This is a genomic window from Gemmobacter serpentinus (genome assembly GCF_008973825.1).
Lineage (GTDB): Bacteria > Pseudomonadota > Alphaproteobacteria > Rhodobacterales > Rhodobacteraceae > Gemmobacter > Gemmobacter serpentinus.
Genome location: NZ_WCHR01000012.1, coordinates 153,467 through 170,122, shown reverse-complemented (window position 1 = coordinate 170,122; position 16,656 = coordinate 153,467). Strand labels below are relative to the sequence as shown.

16 protein-coding genes are annotated in these 16,656 nt (G+C 64.0%); 7 read left to right on the top strand and 9 right to left on the bottom strand.

Annotated features, from left to right (window positions below):
- Positions 1 to 582 carry a tetratricopeptide repeat protein gene (locus tag GBJ34_RS07590; RefSeq protein ID WP_151718657.1) on the bottom strand — a complete coding sequence of 194 codons (582 nt, stop codon included), beginning with the start codon at positions 580 to 582 and terminating at the stop codon, positions 1 to 3.
- 105 nt (positions 583 to 687) lie between these two features.
- Here GBJ34_RS07590 and GBJ34_RS07585 point away from each other — a divergent pair, with 105 nt between their 5' ends.
- The 3 genes from GBJ34_RS07585 to GBJ34_RS21045 all read left to right on the top strand — a co-directional run bounded on the left by GBJ34_RS07585 (position 688) and on the right by GBJ34_RS21045 (position 3,394).
- A complete protein-coding gene (locus GBJ34_RS07585; protein ID WP_151718656.1) occupies positions 688 to 972 on the top strand; it encodes an SCP2 sterol-binding domain-containing protein in 285 nt (94 codons plus the stop codon).
- A complete protein-coding gene (locus GBJ34_RS07580) occupies positions 969 to 1,928 on the top strand; it encodes an alpha/beta fold hydrolase (RefSeq protein WP_151718655.1) in 960 nt (319 codons plus the stop codon). Before GBJ34_RS07585 ends, GBJ34_RS07580 begins: the two co-directional genes overlap by 4 nt.
- A 107-nt stretch (positions 1,929 to 2,035) precedes the next feature.
- On the top strand, positions 2,036 to 3,394 hold the full coding sequence (locus GBJ34_RS21045) for a calcium-binding protein (protein ID WP_151718654.1): 1,359 nt from the start codon (positions 2,036 to 2,038) through the stop codon (positions 3,392 to 3,394).
- Positions 3,395 to 3,419: 25 nt separating this feature from the next.
- On the opposite strand, the gene GBJ34_RS07570 is transcribed toward GBJ34_RS21045, so the two are convergent.
- From GBJ34_RS07570 to GBJ34_RS07555, 4 genes are all read right to left on the bottom strand, one after another.
- Complete coding sequence (locus tag GBJ34_RS07570) at positions 3,420 to 4,145, bottom strand: proteasome-type protease (protein ID WP_151718653.1); 726 nt, start codon at positions 4,143 to 4,145, stop codon at positions 3,420 to 3,422.
- 84 nt (positions 4,146 to 4,229) lie between these two features.
- Positions 4,230 to 5,093, bottom strand: coding sequence for a transglutaminase family protein (locus GBJ34_RS07565; protein WP_151718652.1), 864 nt, complete (start codon positions 5,091 to 5,093; stop codon positions 4,230 to 4,232).
- Complete coding sequence (locus GBJ34_RS07560) at positions 5,093 to 6,043, bottom strand: alpha-E domain-containing protein (RefSeq protein ID WP_151718651.1); 951 nt, start codon at positions 6,041 to 6,043, stop codon at positions 5,093 to 5,095. The genes GBJ34_RS07565 and GBJ34_RS07560 overlap by 1 nt, the downstream gene beginning before the upstream one ends.
- A 5-nt stretch (positions 6,044 to 6,048) precedes the next feature.
- On the bottom strand, positions 6,049 to 7,440 hold the full coding sequence (locus tag GBJ34_RS07555; RefSeq protein WP_192931139.1) for a circularly permuted type 2 ATP-grasp protein: 1,392 nt from the start codon (positions 7,438 to 7,440) through the stop codon (positions 6,049 to 6,051).
- Positions 7,441 to 7,781: 341 nt separating this feature from the next.
- Between GBJ34_RS07555 and GBJ34_RS07550 the strand changes: the two genes are divergently transcribed.
- Positions 7,782 to 9,608, top strand: a complete 1,827-nt coding sequence (locus GBJ34_RS07550) for a M3 family oligoendopeptidase (protein WP_151718649.1) — start codon at positions 7,782 to 7,784, stop codon at positions 9,606 to 9,608.
- Positions 9,609 to 9,930: 322 nt separating this feature from the next.
- On the opposite strand, the gene GBJ34_RS07545 is transcribed toward GBJ34_RS07550, so the two are convergent.
- The 4 genes from GBJ34_RS07545 to GBJ34_RS07530 form a co-directional block, all read right to left on the bottom strand.
- On the bottom strand, positions 9,931 to 10,710 hold the full coding sequence (locus GBJ34_RS07545) for an ABC transporter permease (protein ID WP_151718701.1): 780 nt from the start codon (positions 10,708 to 10,710) through the stop codon (positions 9,931 to 9,933).
- Entirely contained in the window at positions 10,710 to 11,453 is a 744-nt protein-coding gene (locus GBJ34_RS07540) for an ABC transporter permease (protein ID WP_151718648.1), read from the bottom strand. Before GBJ34_RS07540 ends, GBJ34_RS07545 begins: the two co-directional genes overlap by 1 nt.
- Positions 11,454 to 11,456: 3 nt before the next feature.
- Positions 11,457 to 12,233, bottom strand: a complete 777-nt coding sequence (locus GBJ34_RS07535) for a transporter substrate-binding domain-containing protein (protein WP_226341086.1) — start codon at positions 12,231 to 12,233, stop codon at positions 11,457 to 11,459.
- Positions 12,234 to 12,319: 86 nt separating this feature from the next.
- Positions 12,320 to 13,117, bottom strand: a complete 798-nt coding sequence (locus GBJ34_RS07530; protein WP_151718647.1) for an ABC transporter ATP-binding protein — start codon at positions 13,115 to 13,117, stop codon at positions 12,320 to 12,322.
- A 73-nt stretch (positions 13,118 to 13,190) separates the two neighbouring features.
- On the opposite strand from GBJ34_RS07530, the gene GBJ34_RS07525 reads away from it, so the two are divergent.
- From GBJ34_RS07525 to GBJ34_RS07515, 3 genes are read left to right on the top strand one after another with little or no spacing between them, the layout of a single operon-like run.
- Positions 13,191 to 13,832 (top strand): TetR/AcrR family transcriptional regulator, encoded by a 642-nt coding sequence (locus GBJ34_RS07525; protein ID WP_151718646.1) that lies wholly within the window; start codon positions 13,191 to 13,193, stop codon positions 13,830 to 13,832.
- Entirely contained in the window at positions 13,832 to 15,019 is a 1,188-nt protein-coding gene (locus GBJ34_RS07520; RefSeq protein ID WP_151718645.1) for a pyridoxal phosphate-dependent aminotransferase, read from the top strand. Before GBJ34_RS07525 ends, GBJ34_RS07520 begins: the two co-directional genes overlap by 1 nt.
- Positions 15,020 to 15,032: 13 nt before the next feature.
- On the top strand, positions 15,033 to 16,610 hold the full coding sequence (locus tag GBJ34_RS07515; RefSeq protein WP_404811410.1) for a 5-guanidino-2-oxopentanoate decarboxylase: 1,578 nt from the start codon (positions 15,033 to 15,035) through the stop codon (positions 16,608 to 16,610).
- Positions 16,611 to 16,656 lie beyond the last annotated feature (46 nt).

The window sequence follows — 16,656 nt, the reverse complement described above, 5'->3', positions numbered from 1 at the left end:
TCAGATACCTTGTCCGGCGACCTTGGCCTCCAGACGCTTCACCGCATCGTCTATCCCGCCCAGATGGGGATGTATAGCAAGGGCTGCGCGATAAACCTCCAGCGCCTGTTTTGGGCGCTCCATCGCCTCAAGGATGGTGGCAAAGCCCACCAGCGCGCCGAAATGCCGCGGGTTCAGGCGCAGCGTGCGCTGGATATCGGCCACCGCCTGCCCGAAACGCCCCATGTTGAAATAGGCAACCGCCCGCTGGTTCCAGCCCTCGGCGAAATCGGGGGCGTGATCGGTCAGTGCGGTCAGGTGATCCAGTGCCACCTCGTAATCGCCCTGCTCCACCGCCTTTTCGCCACGTTCCAGCAGCAGGTCCATCGCGGGCGAGCCCGAGCGCGACCAGATCCGCCAGATATCGGATTCGATCACCGCCGCATCGACCTCATTCGCGGTTTTCAGGGCGGCGAACAGCTCGTCCAGTTTGGCGGCGTCTTCCTTCGGGCCAGCCTGCGCCCCCCCTGCCGCAACGGCAAGGCTCACAAGCACGGCAAATGCCGCAACGGCAAACTTGTGTGGCAGAGATGGGACTTTCATGCTTGCACTGTAACGCAGGGCGGCGGAAACACCAGCACCCCCTATCACTTTCCCTGGATCACATTCCGGGGAAGCCAGCCCCTTCCGGGGCAGAAGGAGCGAAAGATGAGCAACGTGATCTCCGCCGCCGTCGAGGCATTGTCGGGCAAAATCTCCGGCTTTCCGGGTGTCGCGAAATTCGTGATCCCCGGCGAGGGCGCGATCATGATCGACGGCAATGGCGTGCGCGCCGCCGATGAAGAGGCCGATGTGACCCTGACCGCCGAGGCCGAGGTGTTCCGCGCCATGCTGGAGGGCGAGTTGAACCCGACCGCCGCCTTCATGACCGGCAAGCTGAGCGTGGATGGCAATATGGGCCTTGCCATGCAACTGGGCGCTGCCCTGTCGTGATCTTCGCCCCGGCGCCGCTTTATGAGGATGCGGCGCAAGGCCCGGCCGGGGGCGAGGCCGTCTGGGCGGATGCGCCCGACGGCACCCGGCTTCGCCTCGCGCATTGGCCTGCCATGGAGCGCGCCACCGGGCCCGCGCGCGGCACCGTCCTGCTGTTCACCGGCCGGTCGGAATATGTCGAGAAATATGGCCCCACCGCCCGGGCGTTGACCGAAGCGGGCTGGCATCTGGCCACGCTGGACTGGCGCGGCCAGGGGCTGGCTGCGCGCCGCCATCCTGACCCGATGCTGGGCCATGTGCAGGATTTCGCGGAATATCAGCAAGATGTCGCCTGCCTGATGGGGTTTGTGCGCGCACGCGGCCTGCCGGAACCCTTGCATCTGCTCAGCCATTCCATGGGGGGCTGTATCGCGCTGCGCGCGCTGCTGGACGGGCTGCCGGTGCGGTCGGCTGCATTTTCCGCACCGATGTGGGGGATCAGGGTCTTTCCCTTCCCCGAACCCATGGCGGTATCATTGGCCGCGACGCTGCATCGCAAGGGACAAGGGCTGCGGCTGACGCCCACCACGATGCGCGCCTCTTATGTGCTGCAAGCCGGGTTCCGCTGGAACATGCTGACCCGCGACCGCGAAATGTGGCACTGGATGCGCCAACATATGCTGGCCCATCCCGATCTGGCGCTTGGCGGCCCCTCGATCACCTGGCTGGACGCAGCCTTTCGCGAGATGCGGGCGCTCGCGCAGGCCAAATCCCCGGCCCTGCCCGCCTATACGGCCCTTGGCACATCCGAACGCATCATCTGCCCACGGATGGTGAAGCGCCGCATGGCGGATTGGCCCGGCGGGCAGCTTGATCTTTACCCCCGCTCCGAACATGAGGTGATGATGGAAGTGCCGATCCATCGTGACCGCTTCCACAAGGCGGTGCTGGCGCTGTTCGCGGCATCGCCACCTTAAGCGACATTGCGCGGACCGGCCCGGTCGAGGGATCAATATTCATTTGACATCCGCCTGGCGCAGACAAAACATCTGGTCATTTCAATCCGCATTACCTGGAGGACGATATGGCATCCCTGACGGTCTATGGGCGTTTGCTGAACATGCAGAACGGCCTGTTCGTGCCCCTCCTCCCGACGCTCATGGAAGACCCGGAACGGATGGCCACATGGTCGTCCAGCAGCATCATGCTGGAATACGGCTCGATGGATGACGGGAATGCCATCGCATTCGGCGGGACCTTCACCTTCGAGACAAATATAAGCGACTTCACCACCTCGCTTGTGACGGCCACGGTCACGAGTATCGTGCAACAGGACTGGTGGCATGACTATTCCACTGTGCCCGAAACCTATCATTCCTCCGAATGGCAGCTTTCGGGCATTTCGGTCAGTCAGGCCGATTACCGCACCCTCACACCGCTGGCCTTTGCCAGCGTCGTTCTGGCGGGCCATGACAGCATCACGGCCAGCACAGCCAACGACTACCTTACCGGCATGGCGGGCAATGACACGCTGACCGGCAATGATGGTCACGACACGCTGGATGGCGGCACCGGCGCGGACCAGATGTATGGCGGCAAGGGTGATGACCACTATTATGTGGACAGCGCCGAAGATCAGGTGATCGAATCCGTGAATGAAGGGACCGACACCATTCATACGCGGATTTCCTACAGCCTGCTTGACGCGACAGGTGTCGAAAACCTGACCCTCGTCGGTCATGCCGACCTCAATCTGCGCGGCAACCGGCTGAACAATGTGCTGACCGGCAATGGTGGCTCCAACATCTTCAATGGCGGTGACGGCATCGACACCGCCTCGTTTGCTGCGGCAGGGTCCGTTCAGGCCTCGCTCAAGACCGGCAAGGCCCTGGGTGCGGGCTATGATTTCTTCGTCGCGATCGAGAACCTGCGCGGCTCTCGCTTCGGTGACCGGCTGGAGGGCGACCGCACGGCCAATCTGTTGCAGGGCGATGGCGGCCGGGATTTGCTGTTTGGCGGGGCCGGGGCCGACACGCTGCAAGGGGGAAAAGACAAGGATCGGCTGACCGGGGGCGACGGGCGCGATATCCTCACGGGCGGTGCCGGCGCGGATGTATTCGACTTCAACACGCCGCGCGAAAGCGGAACCACCGCTGCGACCCGTGATATCATCACCGATTTCAGCTCGATTGACCGGATCGACCTGCGAACCATCGACGCAATCGCCGGAGGCAACAACAACGCCTTCGGCCTGATCGCGCGCATGGGGACTGCCAATAGCGCGGTCGGCCCCGGCAAGATCGGCTGGTATCAGATCGACAATCCCGGCACCGCCAATGACCGCACCATCCTGCGGCTGAATACCGACCGCGATGCCCAGATCGAAATGACGATCGAACTGTCGGGCCTGCATGTCATGAAGGCCGGGATGTTTATCCTGTAACGGGGCCCGGTAATGCGCCCCGGCGTCAGATCGCGATCTGGGTAAAGCCGTCGCGCAAGGCGGCCGACCAGGCCTCGCTCATGGCGCGGAATTGCGGATCACCCGCCTCGATCCGGCGGCGCTGGCTGACTTGGCAGGCCTCGGCCTCGATCACCACCAGATCCAGCGGCATCCCCACCGAAAGGTTGGAACGCAGCGTGGAATCCATGCTAAGAAGCACGGCCTTTTGCGCATCGGCAAGGCTGGTCTCGGGGCGCACCACACGGTCCAGGATCGGCTTGCCGTATTTGTGCTCGCCGATCTGCAGAAAGGGCGTGTCTTCGGTCGCCTCGATGAAATTTCCTTCCGGGTAGATCAGGAACAGCCGCATCGCGCCGCCCCGCCGCTGCCCCGCCACGATCATGGAGGCCGAGGCGCTTTGCTTCATCACGCTCAGTTTCTCGCCGATCTCGACCCGGACACCGGCCAGCATATTGCCGACGATCTGCGCCACCTTCAGCATGGTCGGCGCTTTCATGATCGAGGTTTCGCCATCGCTGTCGGGATCGTCCATCGCCTCGCGCAAGCGGGCAATGGTGGTTTGCGTCACGCTCAGGCTGCCCGCCGTCAGAATGGCGATGACCCTTTCGCCCGGTTCTTCAAAGGTGAACATCTTGCGATAGGTGGAGATGTTGTCGAGCCCCGCATTGGTGCGGGTGTCGGACAGAAGAACCATGCCTTCATTCAGAAGAAGGCCCACACAATAGGTCATGTTCGTTTCCGTAACGGGCTGGATAAGGCAACCCTATTGTCCAGCTGATGCCTGCGCAATGGGCAGCTGCGCAAAAGGGGCGCACTATTGCTGGGTCTGCGACTGACTTTGCCCCGATGACGGGCCCTCCCCCGATGACCGGCTTTGCCCGGGTGCCACAGACACGGTGACCAGCATGGTTTCCGCCCCCGGGCCGCGCGCAATGCCGCGAATGGGGGCGGCATCCTGCGCGTCAAGCCCGGACCCAAGCCGGATATAGCGCGCATCCGGGCAACATCTGTTCGCCGGATCAAAGCCGATCCAGCCCAGTCCGGGCACGAACAGTTCGGCCCAGGCATGGGCCGCCTCATGCGGCGCGCCTTCCGCATCGGCGCAAAGATAGCCCGAGACATAACGCGCCGGGATGTCGCAATGGCGTGCCACCGCGATCAGGGCATGGGCGTGATCCTGACAGACCCCCGCGCCCTGCGCCAAGGCCTCGGCTGCGGTGGTCTGCGCCTCGGTCACGCCGGGTGAATAGGTGATGGCATCGGCCACCGCCCCTGACAGGCGATGCGCCGCATCGAGCGGGTTTGCGGCCCCCTCTACCGCCGCCGCCAGGGCGACCAGACCGGGATCGGCCCATGTTGCCTTGGTTTCGCGCAGATAGACCTCGGGCTTCACAGTCTCGCGATGGCCTTTCAGCATCCCGGCCAGATCGACGGTTTCCACCGTGCCGCGCACACGCACGGTGATCTCGGTCACCGGGCCCTGCACTGACCAGCTTTGGATACGGTCCCCCGCCCCATCGCGGAACTGCCCGCCGGGCGTGCCATCGCTCACCTCGATCTGCCAGTCCAGCACCGTCTGCCCCTCAAAGGCCGAGGGGGTCAGGCGATGGCTTTGCACCACGCCGCGCACCGGCTGGTCATAGCTGTATTTGGTCACATGATCGACGCTCAGCCGCATCAGCGCACATCCCCGCTCAGATAGCCTTCATGGATCAACGTGCCGAGTTCAGCACTTTCGCCAATGAAACGCGACAGGAATTCGTGCAAGCCTTCGTCAAAGATCGCCTCGACATTGGTGGTTTCCAGCTCTGCCAGCATCGCCGCCGCCTTGGCCTGCGCCCGCGTGCTGCGCCCGTAAGCCTTGGCCAGCCGCCCCAGATGGTTGTTCATACCCGCCACACAAGTGATGATCGCGCGCGGGCTTTGCGGGTTCAGGATCAGGAAATCGGCGATCTTGGCCGCCGTGACCTCGCCGCCATAGGCCCAGTGGAAGGCGCGCTGCGCCCCCATGGCGCGCAAAAGCGTGATCCATTGGTAATTGTCGATGCCAGAGCCGACCAGATCGAGGCTGGGCAACAGGACATAATATTTCACATCCATCAGCCGGGCGGTGTTGTCGCCGCGTTCCAGATAATAGCCGATGTTGAGGAAGTTATAGCCATCGTCGCGCAGAAGCGTGGCATCGATCGCACCGCGCACCATGGCGGCGTGGCGCATGACCCAATCGGTCAACCGGCTCAGCTCCAGCTCGGACCTTGGGGTGCGCTCCAGCTGGCGCAATTCCTGGAAGGCGGTGTTCAGCGCATCCCAGACCTGACTGGTCAACGCCGTCCGCACGATGCGGCCATTCTCGCGTGCCGCCGTGATGCAGCTTGCGACCGAAGACGGATTGTCGCGGTCAAAGAACAGCCAGCTTTCCAGATTGCGTTGTACCGGATCGCCATATTTGCGGGCAAAGCCATCGGCCGTGCCCGAAGATTGCAACAGGCTGTCCCATTCGCTGCGATAGCCATGCGCCGAGGGCAGCAAGGTGATGCGCGATCCGACCTCCAGCAGTCTGGCGGCGATATCTGCGCGCTCCATATAGCGGGCGATCCAATAGAGGTTGTCTGCGGTTCTGCTCAGCATGATCGTTACTCCGCCAACACCCAGGTATCCTTGACGCCTCCGCCCTGCGACGAGTTCACCACGAGGCTGCCTTCGGTCAGCGCCACGCGGGTCAGGCCACCCGGCACAAGGTCGATCTGTTCGCCCACAAGACAATAGGGCCGCAGGTCGACATGGCGGGGGGCGATGCCTTCCGCCACGAAGGTCGGTGTGGTGGAAAGCGCCAGCGTCGGCTGGGCGATGTAATTGTCGGGATCGGCCTCGATCTTGGCGCGGAAGGTCTCGATCTCGGCCTTGGAGGCCTTTGGACCTACCAACATGCCGTAGCCGCCCGATCCATGCACCTCTTTGACGACCAATTCCGGCAGCTTGTCGAGGACGTATTTCAGATCATCGGCCTTGTTGCATTGCCAGGTCGGCACGTTGTTCAGGATCGGCTCCTCGCCCAGATAGAAACGGACCATTTCGGGCACGAAGGTATAGACCGCCTTGTCATCGGCCACGCCCGCGCCCGGTGCCGAACAGATGCTGACCCCGCCAGAGCGGTAGACATCCATCAATCCCGGCACGCCCAGCATACTGTCCGGGCGGAAGCAAAGCGGGTCGATAAAGGCATCATCGATCCGGCGATAGATCACATCAACACGCTTGGGGCCTTCGGTGGTGCGCATATAGACATATTCGCCCTCGACAAACAGATCCTGCCCCTCGACCAGTTCGACCCCCATCAGGTCGGCGAGGAAGCTGTGCTCATAATAGGCGCTGTTGAAATGGCCCGGCGTCAGGATGGCGATGCGCGGCTCGCCCTTGCATTTTGCGGGCGCGACCGAAGCCAGCGTGCGGCGCAGCCTTTCACTATAGCTGTCGACCGGCTGGATACGGTTCTCGCGGAATAGGTCGGGGAACATCCGCATCATGATCTCGCGGTTTTCCAGCATATAGCTGACACCGGAAGGCGTGCGGCAATTGTCCTCCAGCACGAAGAAATCCTCAGGCCCGGTGCGAACAAGGTCGATGCCCACGATATGGGAATAGACCCCTTTGGGTGGCACGAAACCCACCACGGCCTTTTCATAGGCCTCGTTCTGGTAGACCAGCCGCGCGGGGATCCGGCCGGCCTTCACGATCTCGCCCCGGCCATAGACATCGACCAGAAAGGCATTGAGGGCGCGGGCGCGTTGCTTGATCCCGCGTTCCAGCTTGGCCCATTCCTGCCCCGTGAAGACGCGCGGGAACATATCGAACGGGATCAGGCGATCCGGATCACCGCCTTCGCCATAGACGGCAAAGGTAATGCCGATGCGGCGAAACAACGCCTCGGCCTCGGCCTGCTTCATTTGCCGGAACTCAGCCGGCATCGTCCTCATCCAATCTTCCAGCCGGGCGTAAGGCGGGCGCACCGCGCCGTTCTGATACATCTCGTTGAAATAGTCGGTCACCTGAACCACCCCCCGGTCTTGTTCTGGGTTCTTATTGAGATCAGTTAAGCAACCGCCTTTGGGAGAGAAAAGCGCCCGGCGCATTTTCCGGGCAGATCGCGAAATGAAATTGCTTTGCACCCGGTCATTTGCACAATATTTGAGCAAATTCTTCGCTGCACCGCCGAAAAACGCCGCCGAGTTGTCCGAATCCGGCAAAAACTGCCCTTGGGGAAAGCCGGGCGGTCCGGGGCCGCACCGGAAAATCACCGGGCCTCAAGGCTTGCGCTTCGCCCTGCCCAGAACCTAGATGAAGGGCAAAGGATCTTGAGGATTTTCCCATGACGCTGCCGCTGCCTACCCCGCTGTTTGATGCCCATGCCACTGGCGGGGGTTTGGGTGATCTGCCGGAATGGGATCTGACCGATCTCTACCCCGCCCCAGACGCGCCGGAATATGCGCGCGACATGGCCTGGCTGGAACAGGCCTGCGCAGGGTTTGCCGCGAATTATGAGGGCAAGCTTGCCAGCCTTGACGCGGCGGCCCTGCTGGCCTGTGTGCAGGAATACGAGGCCATCGACGTGACCGCCGGGCGGATCATGTCCTACGCGGGCCTGCGCTACTATCAGAACACCATGGACAGCGAACGCGCCAAGTTCATGGCCGATGCGCAGGACCGCGTGACCAACCACACCACGCCGCTGGTCTTCTTCAGCCTTGAATTCAACCGGCTGGACGATGCCCATCTGGACGGGCTGCTGGCCGAAAATGCCGATCTGGCACGCTATCGCCCGGTGTTTGAGCGTATGCGCGCCATGCGCCCACACCAGCTGTCGGACGAGTTGGAACGCTTCCTGCATGACGAAAGCGTTGTGGGTGCTTCCGCCTGGAACAAGCTGTTCGACGAGACCATGGCGGGCCTCATGTTCACCGTGGCCGGTGAGGAGGAAGAGCTGAGCCTTGAGGCCACGCTGAACCTGCTGACCGACACCGACCGCACCCGGCGCGAGGCGGCGGCCCGGTCGCTGGCAGCGGTGTTTGACAAGAATATCAAGCTGTTCGCGCGCATCCACAACACGCTGGCCAAGGAAAAGGAAATCCATGACCGCTGGCGCAAGATGCCCTCGCCCCAGCATGGGCGGCATCTGTCGAACCATGTCGAACCCGAGGTGGTCGAGGCGCTGCGCAATGCGGTGGTTGCGGCCTATCCCAAGCTGAGCCACCGCTATTACCGCTTGAAGGCGAAGTGGCTGGGGCTGGAGCGGTTGCAAGTCTGGGACCGCAACGCGCCGCTGCCGATCGAACAGCCGAAGCTGGTGGATTGGTCCGAGGCCCGCAAGACCGTCTCTGACGCCTATGCCGCCTTCTCGCCCAAGCTGGCCGATCTGGCGGAGCCCTTCTTCACTAAGGGCTGGATCGATGCGGGTGTGAAGCCGGGCAAGGCACCGGGTGCCTTTGCGCATCCGACGGTGACCACGGTGCACCCCTATGTGATGCTGAACTATCTGGGCAAACCGCGTGACGTGATGACGCTGGCGCATGAGTTGGGGCATGGCGTGCACCAGCGCCTTGCGGCGGATCAGGGCGAACTTCTCGCCTCCACGCCGCTGACGCTGGCCGAAACCGCAAGCGTCTTTGGCGAGATGCTGACCTTCCGCAAGCTGCTGGATGGCGCCAAGACCAAGGCCGAGCGCAAGACCCTGCTGGCGGGCAAGGTCGAGGACATGATCAACACCGTCGTGCGCCAGATCGCCTTCTATGATTTCGAGTGCAAGCTGCACGCGGCCCGCGCCGAGGGCGAGCTGACGCCTGATGACATCAACGTGCTGTGGATGAGCGTGCAGGCGCAAAGCCTTGGCGATGCCTTTGATTTCATGGAAGGATATGAGACCTTTTGGGCCTATATCCCGCATTTCGTGCATTCGCCCTTCTACGTCTATGCCTATGCTTTCGGCGACGGGTTGGTGAATGCGCTTTATGCGGTCTATGCCTCGGGCCTGCCGGGCTTTGAGGAGAAATATTTCGATCTGCTGAAGGCAGGCGGGTCCAAGCACCACAAGGAATTGCTGGCACCCTTCGGGCTGGATGCCTCGGATCCGGCCTTCTGGGACAAGGGCCTGAGCATGATCGCAGGCTTCATCGACGAGCTGGAGGCGATGGAGGACTGATCGCCCCCAAGCGCCATGCAAAAGACCCGCCGGAGGCGTTCCGGCGGGTCTTTTCTTTTTGGGGCGTGACGTAGGTTGCGGGTGGGCCGGGGTCGGGCCAACAGGGATCGGGCGGGCAGCGGAAACGCACCGCGTTTCCCCGCCCGCGCGGTCAGGTTCCCACCAGACCCTCAGCCACCGCGATGACAAAGGCCAGTGCCCTGCCCTGGCGGGTGCAAAGCGCCCGCCACCCGGAGGGCGGACGCTGGCCGGCGGCCTTTGGGCCTCCGGCGGTCAGGTTGCCTATGGCGCGAAGGGCATCGGCGATGGCCGATGCCCCCCTTCACGCCACCCGGCTGGGTAGCCGTGCCTCGAACCACCGAAACAGCAGCACGATCAAGCCGGTGATCGCCATATAGACCACCGCCAGCAGCAGAAGCGGCTCATAGGTCAGGAAGGTGTCCTGCCGCACCCGGCTGGCCACGGCATAGATATCGACCACCGTAATCGTCGCCACCAAGGGCGTCGCCTTCAACTGCAACACGGTTTCGCCGCCCAGCGTGGGCAAGACCCGATGCACCGCCTGTGGCAGCCAGATCCGGCGCAGCATGGTGAAACGCGGCATCCCCATGGCCTTTGCGGCCTCCAGCTGACCTTTCGGCACGCTTTTGAAGGCACCGCGCATCACCTCGCCCTCATAGCCCGCGAAGCTGAGCGTCAGCGCCAGCAACCCATAGGGCCAGGCTTGGCGCAGGATCGGCCAGAGGTCGCTTTGCCGGATCCACGGGATCTGCGGGAACAGTGAGCCAAGGCCGTAATACAACAGCCAAAGCTGCAACAGCAAAGGCGTGCCCCGGATCACCGTGCAAAAGGCCCGCGCGGGCCATGCCAGAAACCATGGCCCCACCGCCTGCGCCAGCCCCAGCGGGATCGCCAGCATCATCCCCAGGACCAGTGAGGCCAGCATCAGCCAGATCGTGCGCCAGATGCCCTGGACCGCCTGCGGCAGATATTTCGGCAACCAGTCCCATCGCAGGGTGGCAGCCGACCAGATCACGATCCCCAGCACGATCAGCGCCATGATGATGCGATGCGGTTGCCAGAAGGCGCGTGTGAACAGCATCATCCCCGCACCTCCGGTTGCCCGCGCCGCGCCCGCCGTTCGGCCATGGCAAAGAGCCACCCCGACCCGATCGACAGGATCAGATACAAAAGCCCTGCCGCCATGAAGAAGGTGAAATAGGCCTTGGTGGCCCCCGCCGCCTGCCGCGTGGCCTGTGTGAGTTCCGCAAAGCCAACCACCGCCAGCAGCGCGGTATCCTTGGTGGCAATCAGCCACAGATTGCCTAAGCCCGGCAGCGCATTGGACAGCATCAGCGGCAAGGTGACCCGCCGCGCCAGCAGCCCGGGTGACATGCCCATGGCACGCGCCGCCTCGATCTGGCCCGCAGGCACCGCCTGAATGGCACCGCGCAACACCTCGGTCGCGTAGGCCCCCTGCACCACGCCCAGAACGGCGATCCCGGCGGCAAGGCCCGAGATCTGGATACGGGCATAGCCGAAGGACAGCAGGATCTGGTTCACCGCATCCGTCACCGCATAGTAAAGGATCAGGATCAGCACCAGTTCCGGCACGGCGCGCACCACGGTCGTATAGACCGCAAGAAGATCGCGCAGCACCGGCCCGCCATAGAGCTTGCCAAAGGCCCCGCCCGTGCCCAGCACAAGGCCAAGACCAAAGGCACCCAGCGAAATCATCACCGAATTCCACAAGCCCCAAAGCAGCCCTGCCCCCCAACCGGGGGGCGCAAGGCGCAACAGGTCCAACGTGGAGGCGGCCTCTGCCGCCCCGACGAGGGCGAACACCCGTTACCCGCCGTAGATCGACGAGGCGAAGTAAGGCTTGGTCACCGCGTCATAGGTGCCATCCGACAGGATCTTGGCGATGCCCGCATTGAACTTGGCCTTCAAGGCGTCGTCCCCCTTGCGCAGCCCCACGCCCACGCCGAGGCCCAGCACATCGGTATCATTGGCCACCGCCCCCTTGCTTTCGCAGCAGGCCCCGCCTTCCGGCGTGGCAAGGAAGGCATCCAGCGCGATGCTGTCGGCCTGGGTCGCATCGATCCGGCCCGCGACCAGATCCTGATTGGCCTCATCCTGGGTCTGATAGATCTTGATCTCGGCGGCGGTGTCCTTGAAGTGCTTTTGCGCATAGGCCTCATGCACGGTGGACACCTGAACGCCGATGATCTTGCCCGCCAGCCCCTCGGGCGTGGCTGCAAAGGTCTCGGATTTCGGGCCGATCACCACGGTCGGCGTGTCATAATACTTGTCGGAAAAATCGATGGTCTTCAGACGTTCTTCGGTGATCGACATCGAGGCCATGATCGCATCGATCTGCCCCGCCGTCAGCGCCGGGATGATGCCATCCCATGCCACCGGCACCACCGTGCAGTCCATCTCGGCGGCCTTGCAGACCGCGCCGATCATATCGACCTCCCATCCGCCCCATTTGCCGCTGGCATCGGGCGATGCGAAAGGCGGATAGGGTTCGGCGGCGATGCCGACTTTTACGGTTTCAGCCATGGCGGTGCCCCCCAGTAGCAGCGTGGCCAGCGTTGTGGTCAGGGCGAGTTTCGTCATCATCGGGCATACCTCTCTGTTGGATCTGGCGGGTTTTCCCGCGCTTTTCTCTGTCGTCTTCAGCCGATTATGGCCGTCTCTGCGGCGGGTTAACCCACGCTTCTCAGAAATTGTTTCAACCGTTCGGATTGCGGTGCGCCGAACAGGGCCTCGGGCGGACCCTCTTCCTCGATCACACCATTATGCAGATAGATCACATGGCTTGCGACCTCGCGGGCAAACTTCATCTCATGGGTGACAAGGATCATCGTGCGCCCTTCCGCCGCCAGATCGCGGATCACCGCCAGCACCTCGCCCACCAGCTCCGGGTCCAGGGCGGATGTGGGTTCATCGAACAGCATCGCCCGTGGCTCCATGCACAGCGCCCGCGCAATCGCCGCGCGCTGCTGCTGCCCGCCCGACAGGAAGGCCGGATAGGCATCGGCCTTTGCCGCCAGCCCCACCCGTTCCAGCAGACGCCGGGCGCGCGCCTCGGCATCCGCGCGCTTCACGCCCAGCACATGCACCGGCACTTCGATCAGGTTTTCCAGGATGGTGCGGTGGCTCCACAGGTTGAACTGCTGGAACACCATGCCAAGGCTCTGACGCAGGCGTTCGATCTGGCGACGGTCAGCGGGCGCGCCATCCGCGCGCATCGCGACCGCCTCGCCGCCAATCACGATACGGCCCGCGCTAGGCTGCTCCAGAAAATTGATGCAACGCAACATGGTCGACTTGCCCGAGCCAGACCCGCCGATAATCGCCACCACGTCGCCCTCGCGCGCCGTCAACGAGACACCCTTCAAGACTTCCAGCGTGCCGAAGGATTTGCGCAAGCCTTCGACATGGATCGCTTCGGGGCGCAGGACCTGGGAACTCTGGCGGGCGTTGTCGGCTGTCACTGTCATCGGGACTCCGTCACTTGCTCATTGCAGTAAGCCCGCGCCTCTGCAATTATGCAAGTGTATAATTGAGGCATCGATGACCGGAGAGCGGCGAAAATTCACCCGCAAAAGCGAGGATGCGCGGCGCGAGGCGCTGATCGCGGCGGCGCTGGAGCTGATCGCGGAAGGCGGACCCACGGCTGCAACGGTGCGCGCCATTGCCGCCCGTGCCGGGGTGACGCCGGGGCTGATCCGGCATTATTTCGACGGCAAGGATGACCTGACGCGCGAGGCCTACCGCGCGATGATGGCCGCGATGCAGGCAGATAACACCACCGTGCTGGGCCCGGCCACCGCCGATCCGGCCACGCGTCTGGCCGGTTTTGTCACCGCAGCCCTGCGCCCGCCGGTGATGGACCCGCATCGCATGGGGCTTTGGGCCGGCTTCATCCATCAGGTGCGCAGCGATCCAGATATGGCTGCTGTTCATGCCGAAACCTATCTGCGCTACCGTGACCTGCTGGAAAGCCTGATCGCCGATCTGGGCCGGCACGAGGCTTCGGCCCTGCGCGGTCTGGCGATCGCCTGCAATGGCGTGATCGACGGGCTCTGGCTTGAGGGCAGCGCCCTGCCCGCAGCCTTCGCTCCCGGCGAATTGGAACGGATCGGCCTGATGGCAGTCGGCGCGATCCTTGGCCTTGACCTTCTGTCCCGTCACCCTGCGGAGGAGCAACCCTGATGCAATATGCTTCGATCCTGGATCGCCTTTCGGGCCTTGGTGGCGCGAAATGGGAAATCCATCGCCGTGCCCGCCAGATGAAATCCGAAGGCCGCGCCGTCATCGAACTGACCATCGGCGAGCCTGACGTGCCCTGCCCCGAAAGCCTGATGCAGCGCGCAGCCAGCGCAATGTTCGACGGGCGCATCGGCTATTCCAATGGTCAGGGCGAACCGGGCCTGACCCGCGCGCTGGCGCATCGCTACAGCACGCGGCGCGGCCGGCATTTCGGCCCTGAAAACATTCTGTGCTTTCCCGGGACGCAAACCACGCTTTACGCGGTGCTGACCGGGCTCTGCGAAGCGGGCACCGAGGTGCTGGTGGGCGATCCGATGTATGCGACCTATGAAGGGCTAATCCGCGCCAGCGGTGCGCGCCCGGTGCCGGTGCCCTTGCGGCCCGAGCGCGGCTTCCGGCTGGACCCCGCCGATCTTGCGGCCGCCGTCACGCCGCAGTCGCGCGTCATCCTGCTCAATACCCCGCACAACCCGACCGGCGCAGTCTTGAGCCGCGCCGATATCGCCGCGATTGGCGAGATCGCCCGCGCCCATGATCTGTGGATCGTCTCGGACGAGGTCTATGAGGATCTGGTCTTTCCCGGTGTCAGCTTCACCTCGCCGCTGGATCTGCCGGATCTGGCAGATCGCAGCGTGGCCTGCGCCTCGATTTCCAAATCACATGCAGCCCCCGGCTTCCGCTCTGGCTGGTGCGTGGGATCGGCCGAATTTTGCGCCCGGCTTCTGCCCTTGTCGGAAACCATGTTGTTCGGTAACCAGCCTTTCATCGCCGATATGACCGCACAGGCGGTCAGCGCCCCGTCGGAAGTCGCACCCGGCATGGTCGCGCGCTTCTCGGCCCGCGCAAGCCTGATCCATGACCGGCTGCATGGCAATGCGGGCCTGCGCGTCCACGCGCCAGAGGCGGGCATGTTCGCTCTTGTCGATATCCGCGAGACCGGATGTTCCGGCGCGGCCTTTGCGGCATCCCTGCTGGAAGCCGAAGGTGTGGCCACCATGCCGGGCGAAAGTTTCGGCACTGCCCTTACGGGCTGGCTGCGGCTGGCGCTCAGCCAGCCCGATGCGCTGGTGGCCGAGGGTTGCACCCGCATCGCCCGTCATGCCGCAACGCTGCGCCACCGCGCCGCCTGACAGGAGAGCGATGATGATGACCCTTTCCGTTGGTGAGGCGCTGGTTCAGGGCCTGAAGGCACGCGGTGTCGATACCGTTTTCGGCATTCCCGGCGTGCATACGATCGAGTTGTATCGCGGCCTGCCCGGATCGGGCATCCGCCATGTCACGCCCCGTCATGAACAGGGCGCGGCCTTCATGGCCGATGGCTATGCCCGCGCCTCGGGCCGGATCGGGGTGGCCTTTGTCATCACCGGGCCGGGCCTGACCAATGCGCTGACCGCGATGGCGCAGGCACGGGCGGATTCGGTGCCGATTCTGGTGATTTCGGGCGTCAATCGCCGCGCGAGCTTTGGCCAAGGCTTCGGCCTGCTGCATGAGCTGCCCGACCAGGCCGGGATGGTGCGGACGCTTTGCCCCAGCCTGCAGATCACCGCGCCCGAGATGCTGGAGCCGGTCCTGAACCGCGCCTTCGCCCTGCTGGAAAGCGGCCGCCCCGGCCCGGTGCATATCGAGGTGCCAACCGATGTGATGCCGCTGCCTGCCGCCCTGCCCGCCCTGGCCCCGCCTGCGCCCGCCAAAGTGCCGGAACCCGGCCTGTTGGCACAGGCGGCTGCGCTGCTGAACCGCGCGTCTTCGGTGGTGATTCTGGCCGGGGGCGGCGCGAAACACGCGGCACCCGCGCTGCGCGCCTTGGCCGAGCGACTGGATGCGCCGGTGATCCAGACCACCAATGCGCGCGGGGTGCTGTTTGACCACCCGCTGTCGCTGCCCGCCTCGCCTTCCCTGGATGCCACACGGTCAGTGATCGCCGGGGCGGACCAGATCCTTGCCATCGGCACCGAATTCGGCCCCACCGATTACGACATGTATATGCGCGGCGGATTGCCGGATATGTCGGGCATGATCCGCATCGATCTGTGCCCCGAGCAACTTGCGCGCCACCCCGCCGCCTGCCGGATAGAGGGGGAAAGCGGCGCAAGTCTTGCGGCCCTGCTGCCCTTGCTGCAATCGAAATCTGGCGACGGTGCCGCCCGTGCCGCGCAAGGCCGCAGCGCCGCGCGGGCGGAACTGACGGGCCTGCACCCCGCCATGCCACATCAGTTGCAGATGGTTGAGGCGATCCGCGATGCCGTGCCCGGCGCGCTGATCGTGGGCGACAGCACCCAGCCGGTCTATGCCGGGAACCTTTTCTACGACCATGACCGGCCCGGCGGCTGGTTCAATGCGGCGACCGGCTATGGCGCGCTTGGCTTCGGCCCGGGGGCGGCTATCGGGGCAGCCATCGCCTGCCCGGATGCGCCGGTGGTCTGCCTGATCGGCGATGGCGGTTTGCAGTTTTCCCCGGCAGAACTGCGCGTGGCACGGGATGAGAACCTGAACCTGACCTTCCTGGTCTGGAACAATGCGGGTTATCGCGAGATCGCCGAGGCGATGATTGCGGCCGATGTGCCGGTGACCGGCTGCACGCCATCCCCCCTGCGGCTGGAGGCATTTGCCGCCGCCTGCGATCTGCCCTATGCTGGGGTAGACAGCGATCCGGCGGCATTGCGCGCGGCGCTTGAGACGCCCTGTAATGGCCCGCGCCTGATCGAGATCCGCGCGACCTGAATGTTCTGAATCTGATATTTTGATCCGATAAGGAGGCCATTCGGGC

Coding starts and splice junctions, on each gene's coding strand:
- GBJ34_RS07515 (WP_404811410.1), top strand. CDS start 15,033: ATGATGACCCTTTCCGTTGGTGAGGCGCTGGTTCAGGGCCTGAAGGCA.
- GBJ34_RS07555 (WP_192931139.1), bottom strand. CDS start 7,440: ATGTATCAGAACGGCGCGGTGCGCCCGCCTTACGCCCGGCTGGAAGAT.
- GBJ34_RS07520 (WP_151718645.1), top strand. CDS start 13,832: ATGCAATATGCTTCGATCCTGGATCGCCTTTCGGGCCTTGGTGGCGCG.
- GBJ34_RS07570 (WP_151718653.1), bottom strand. CDS start 4,145: ATGACCTATTGTGTGGGCCTTCTTCTGAATGAAGGCATGGTTCTTCTG.
- GBJ34_RS07560 (WP_151718651.1), bottom strand. CDS start 6,043: ATGCTGAGCAGAACCGCAGACAACCTCTATTGGATCGCCCGCTATATG.
- GBJ34_RS07525 (WP_151718646.1), top strand. CDS start 13,191: ATGACCGGAGAGCGGCGAAAATTCACCCGCAAAAGCGAGGATGCGCGG.
- GBJ34_RS07550 (WP_151718649.1), top strand. CDS start 7,782: ATGACGCTGCCGCTGCCTACCCCGCTGTTTGATGCCCATGCCACTGGC.
- GBJ34_RS07565 (WP_151718652.1), bottom strand. CDS start 5,093: ATGCGGCTGAGCGTCGATCATGTGACCAAATACAGCTATGACCAGCCG.
- GBJ34_RS07545 (WP_151718701.1), bottom strand. CDS start 10,710: ATGCTGTTCACACGCGCCTTCTGGCAACCGCATCGCATCATCATGGCG.
- GBJ34_RS07585 (WP_151718656.1), top strand. CDS start 688: ATGAGCAACGTGATCTCCGCCGCCGTCGAGGCATTGTCGGGCAAAATC.
- GBJ34_RS07530 (WP_151718647.1), bottom strand. CDS start 13,117: ATGACAGTGACAGCCGACAACGCCCGCCAGAGTTCCCAGGTCCTGCGC.
- GBJ34_RS21045 (WP_151718654.1), top strand. CDS start 2,036: ATGGCATCCCTGACGGTCTATGGGCGTTTGCTGAACATGCAGAACGGC.
- GBJ34_RS07535 (WP_226341086.1), bottom strand. CDS start 12,233: ATGATGACGAAACTCGCCCTGACCACAACGCTGGCCACGCTGCTACTG.
- GBJ34_RS07590 (WP_151718657.1), bottom strand. CDS start 582: ATGAAAGTCCCATCTCTGCCACACAAGTTTGCCGTTGCGGCATTTGCC.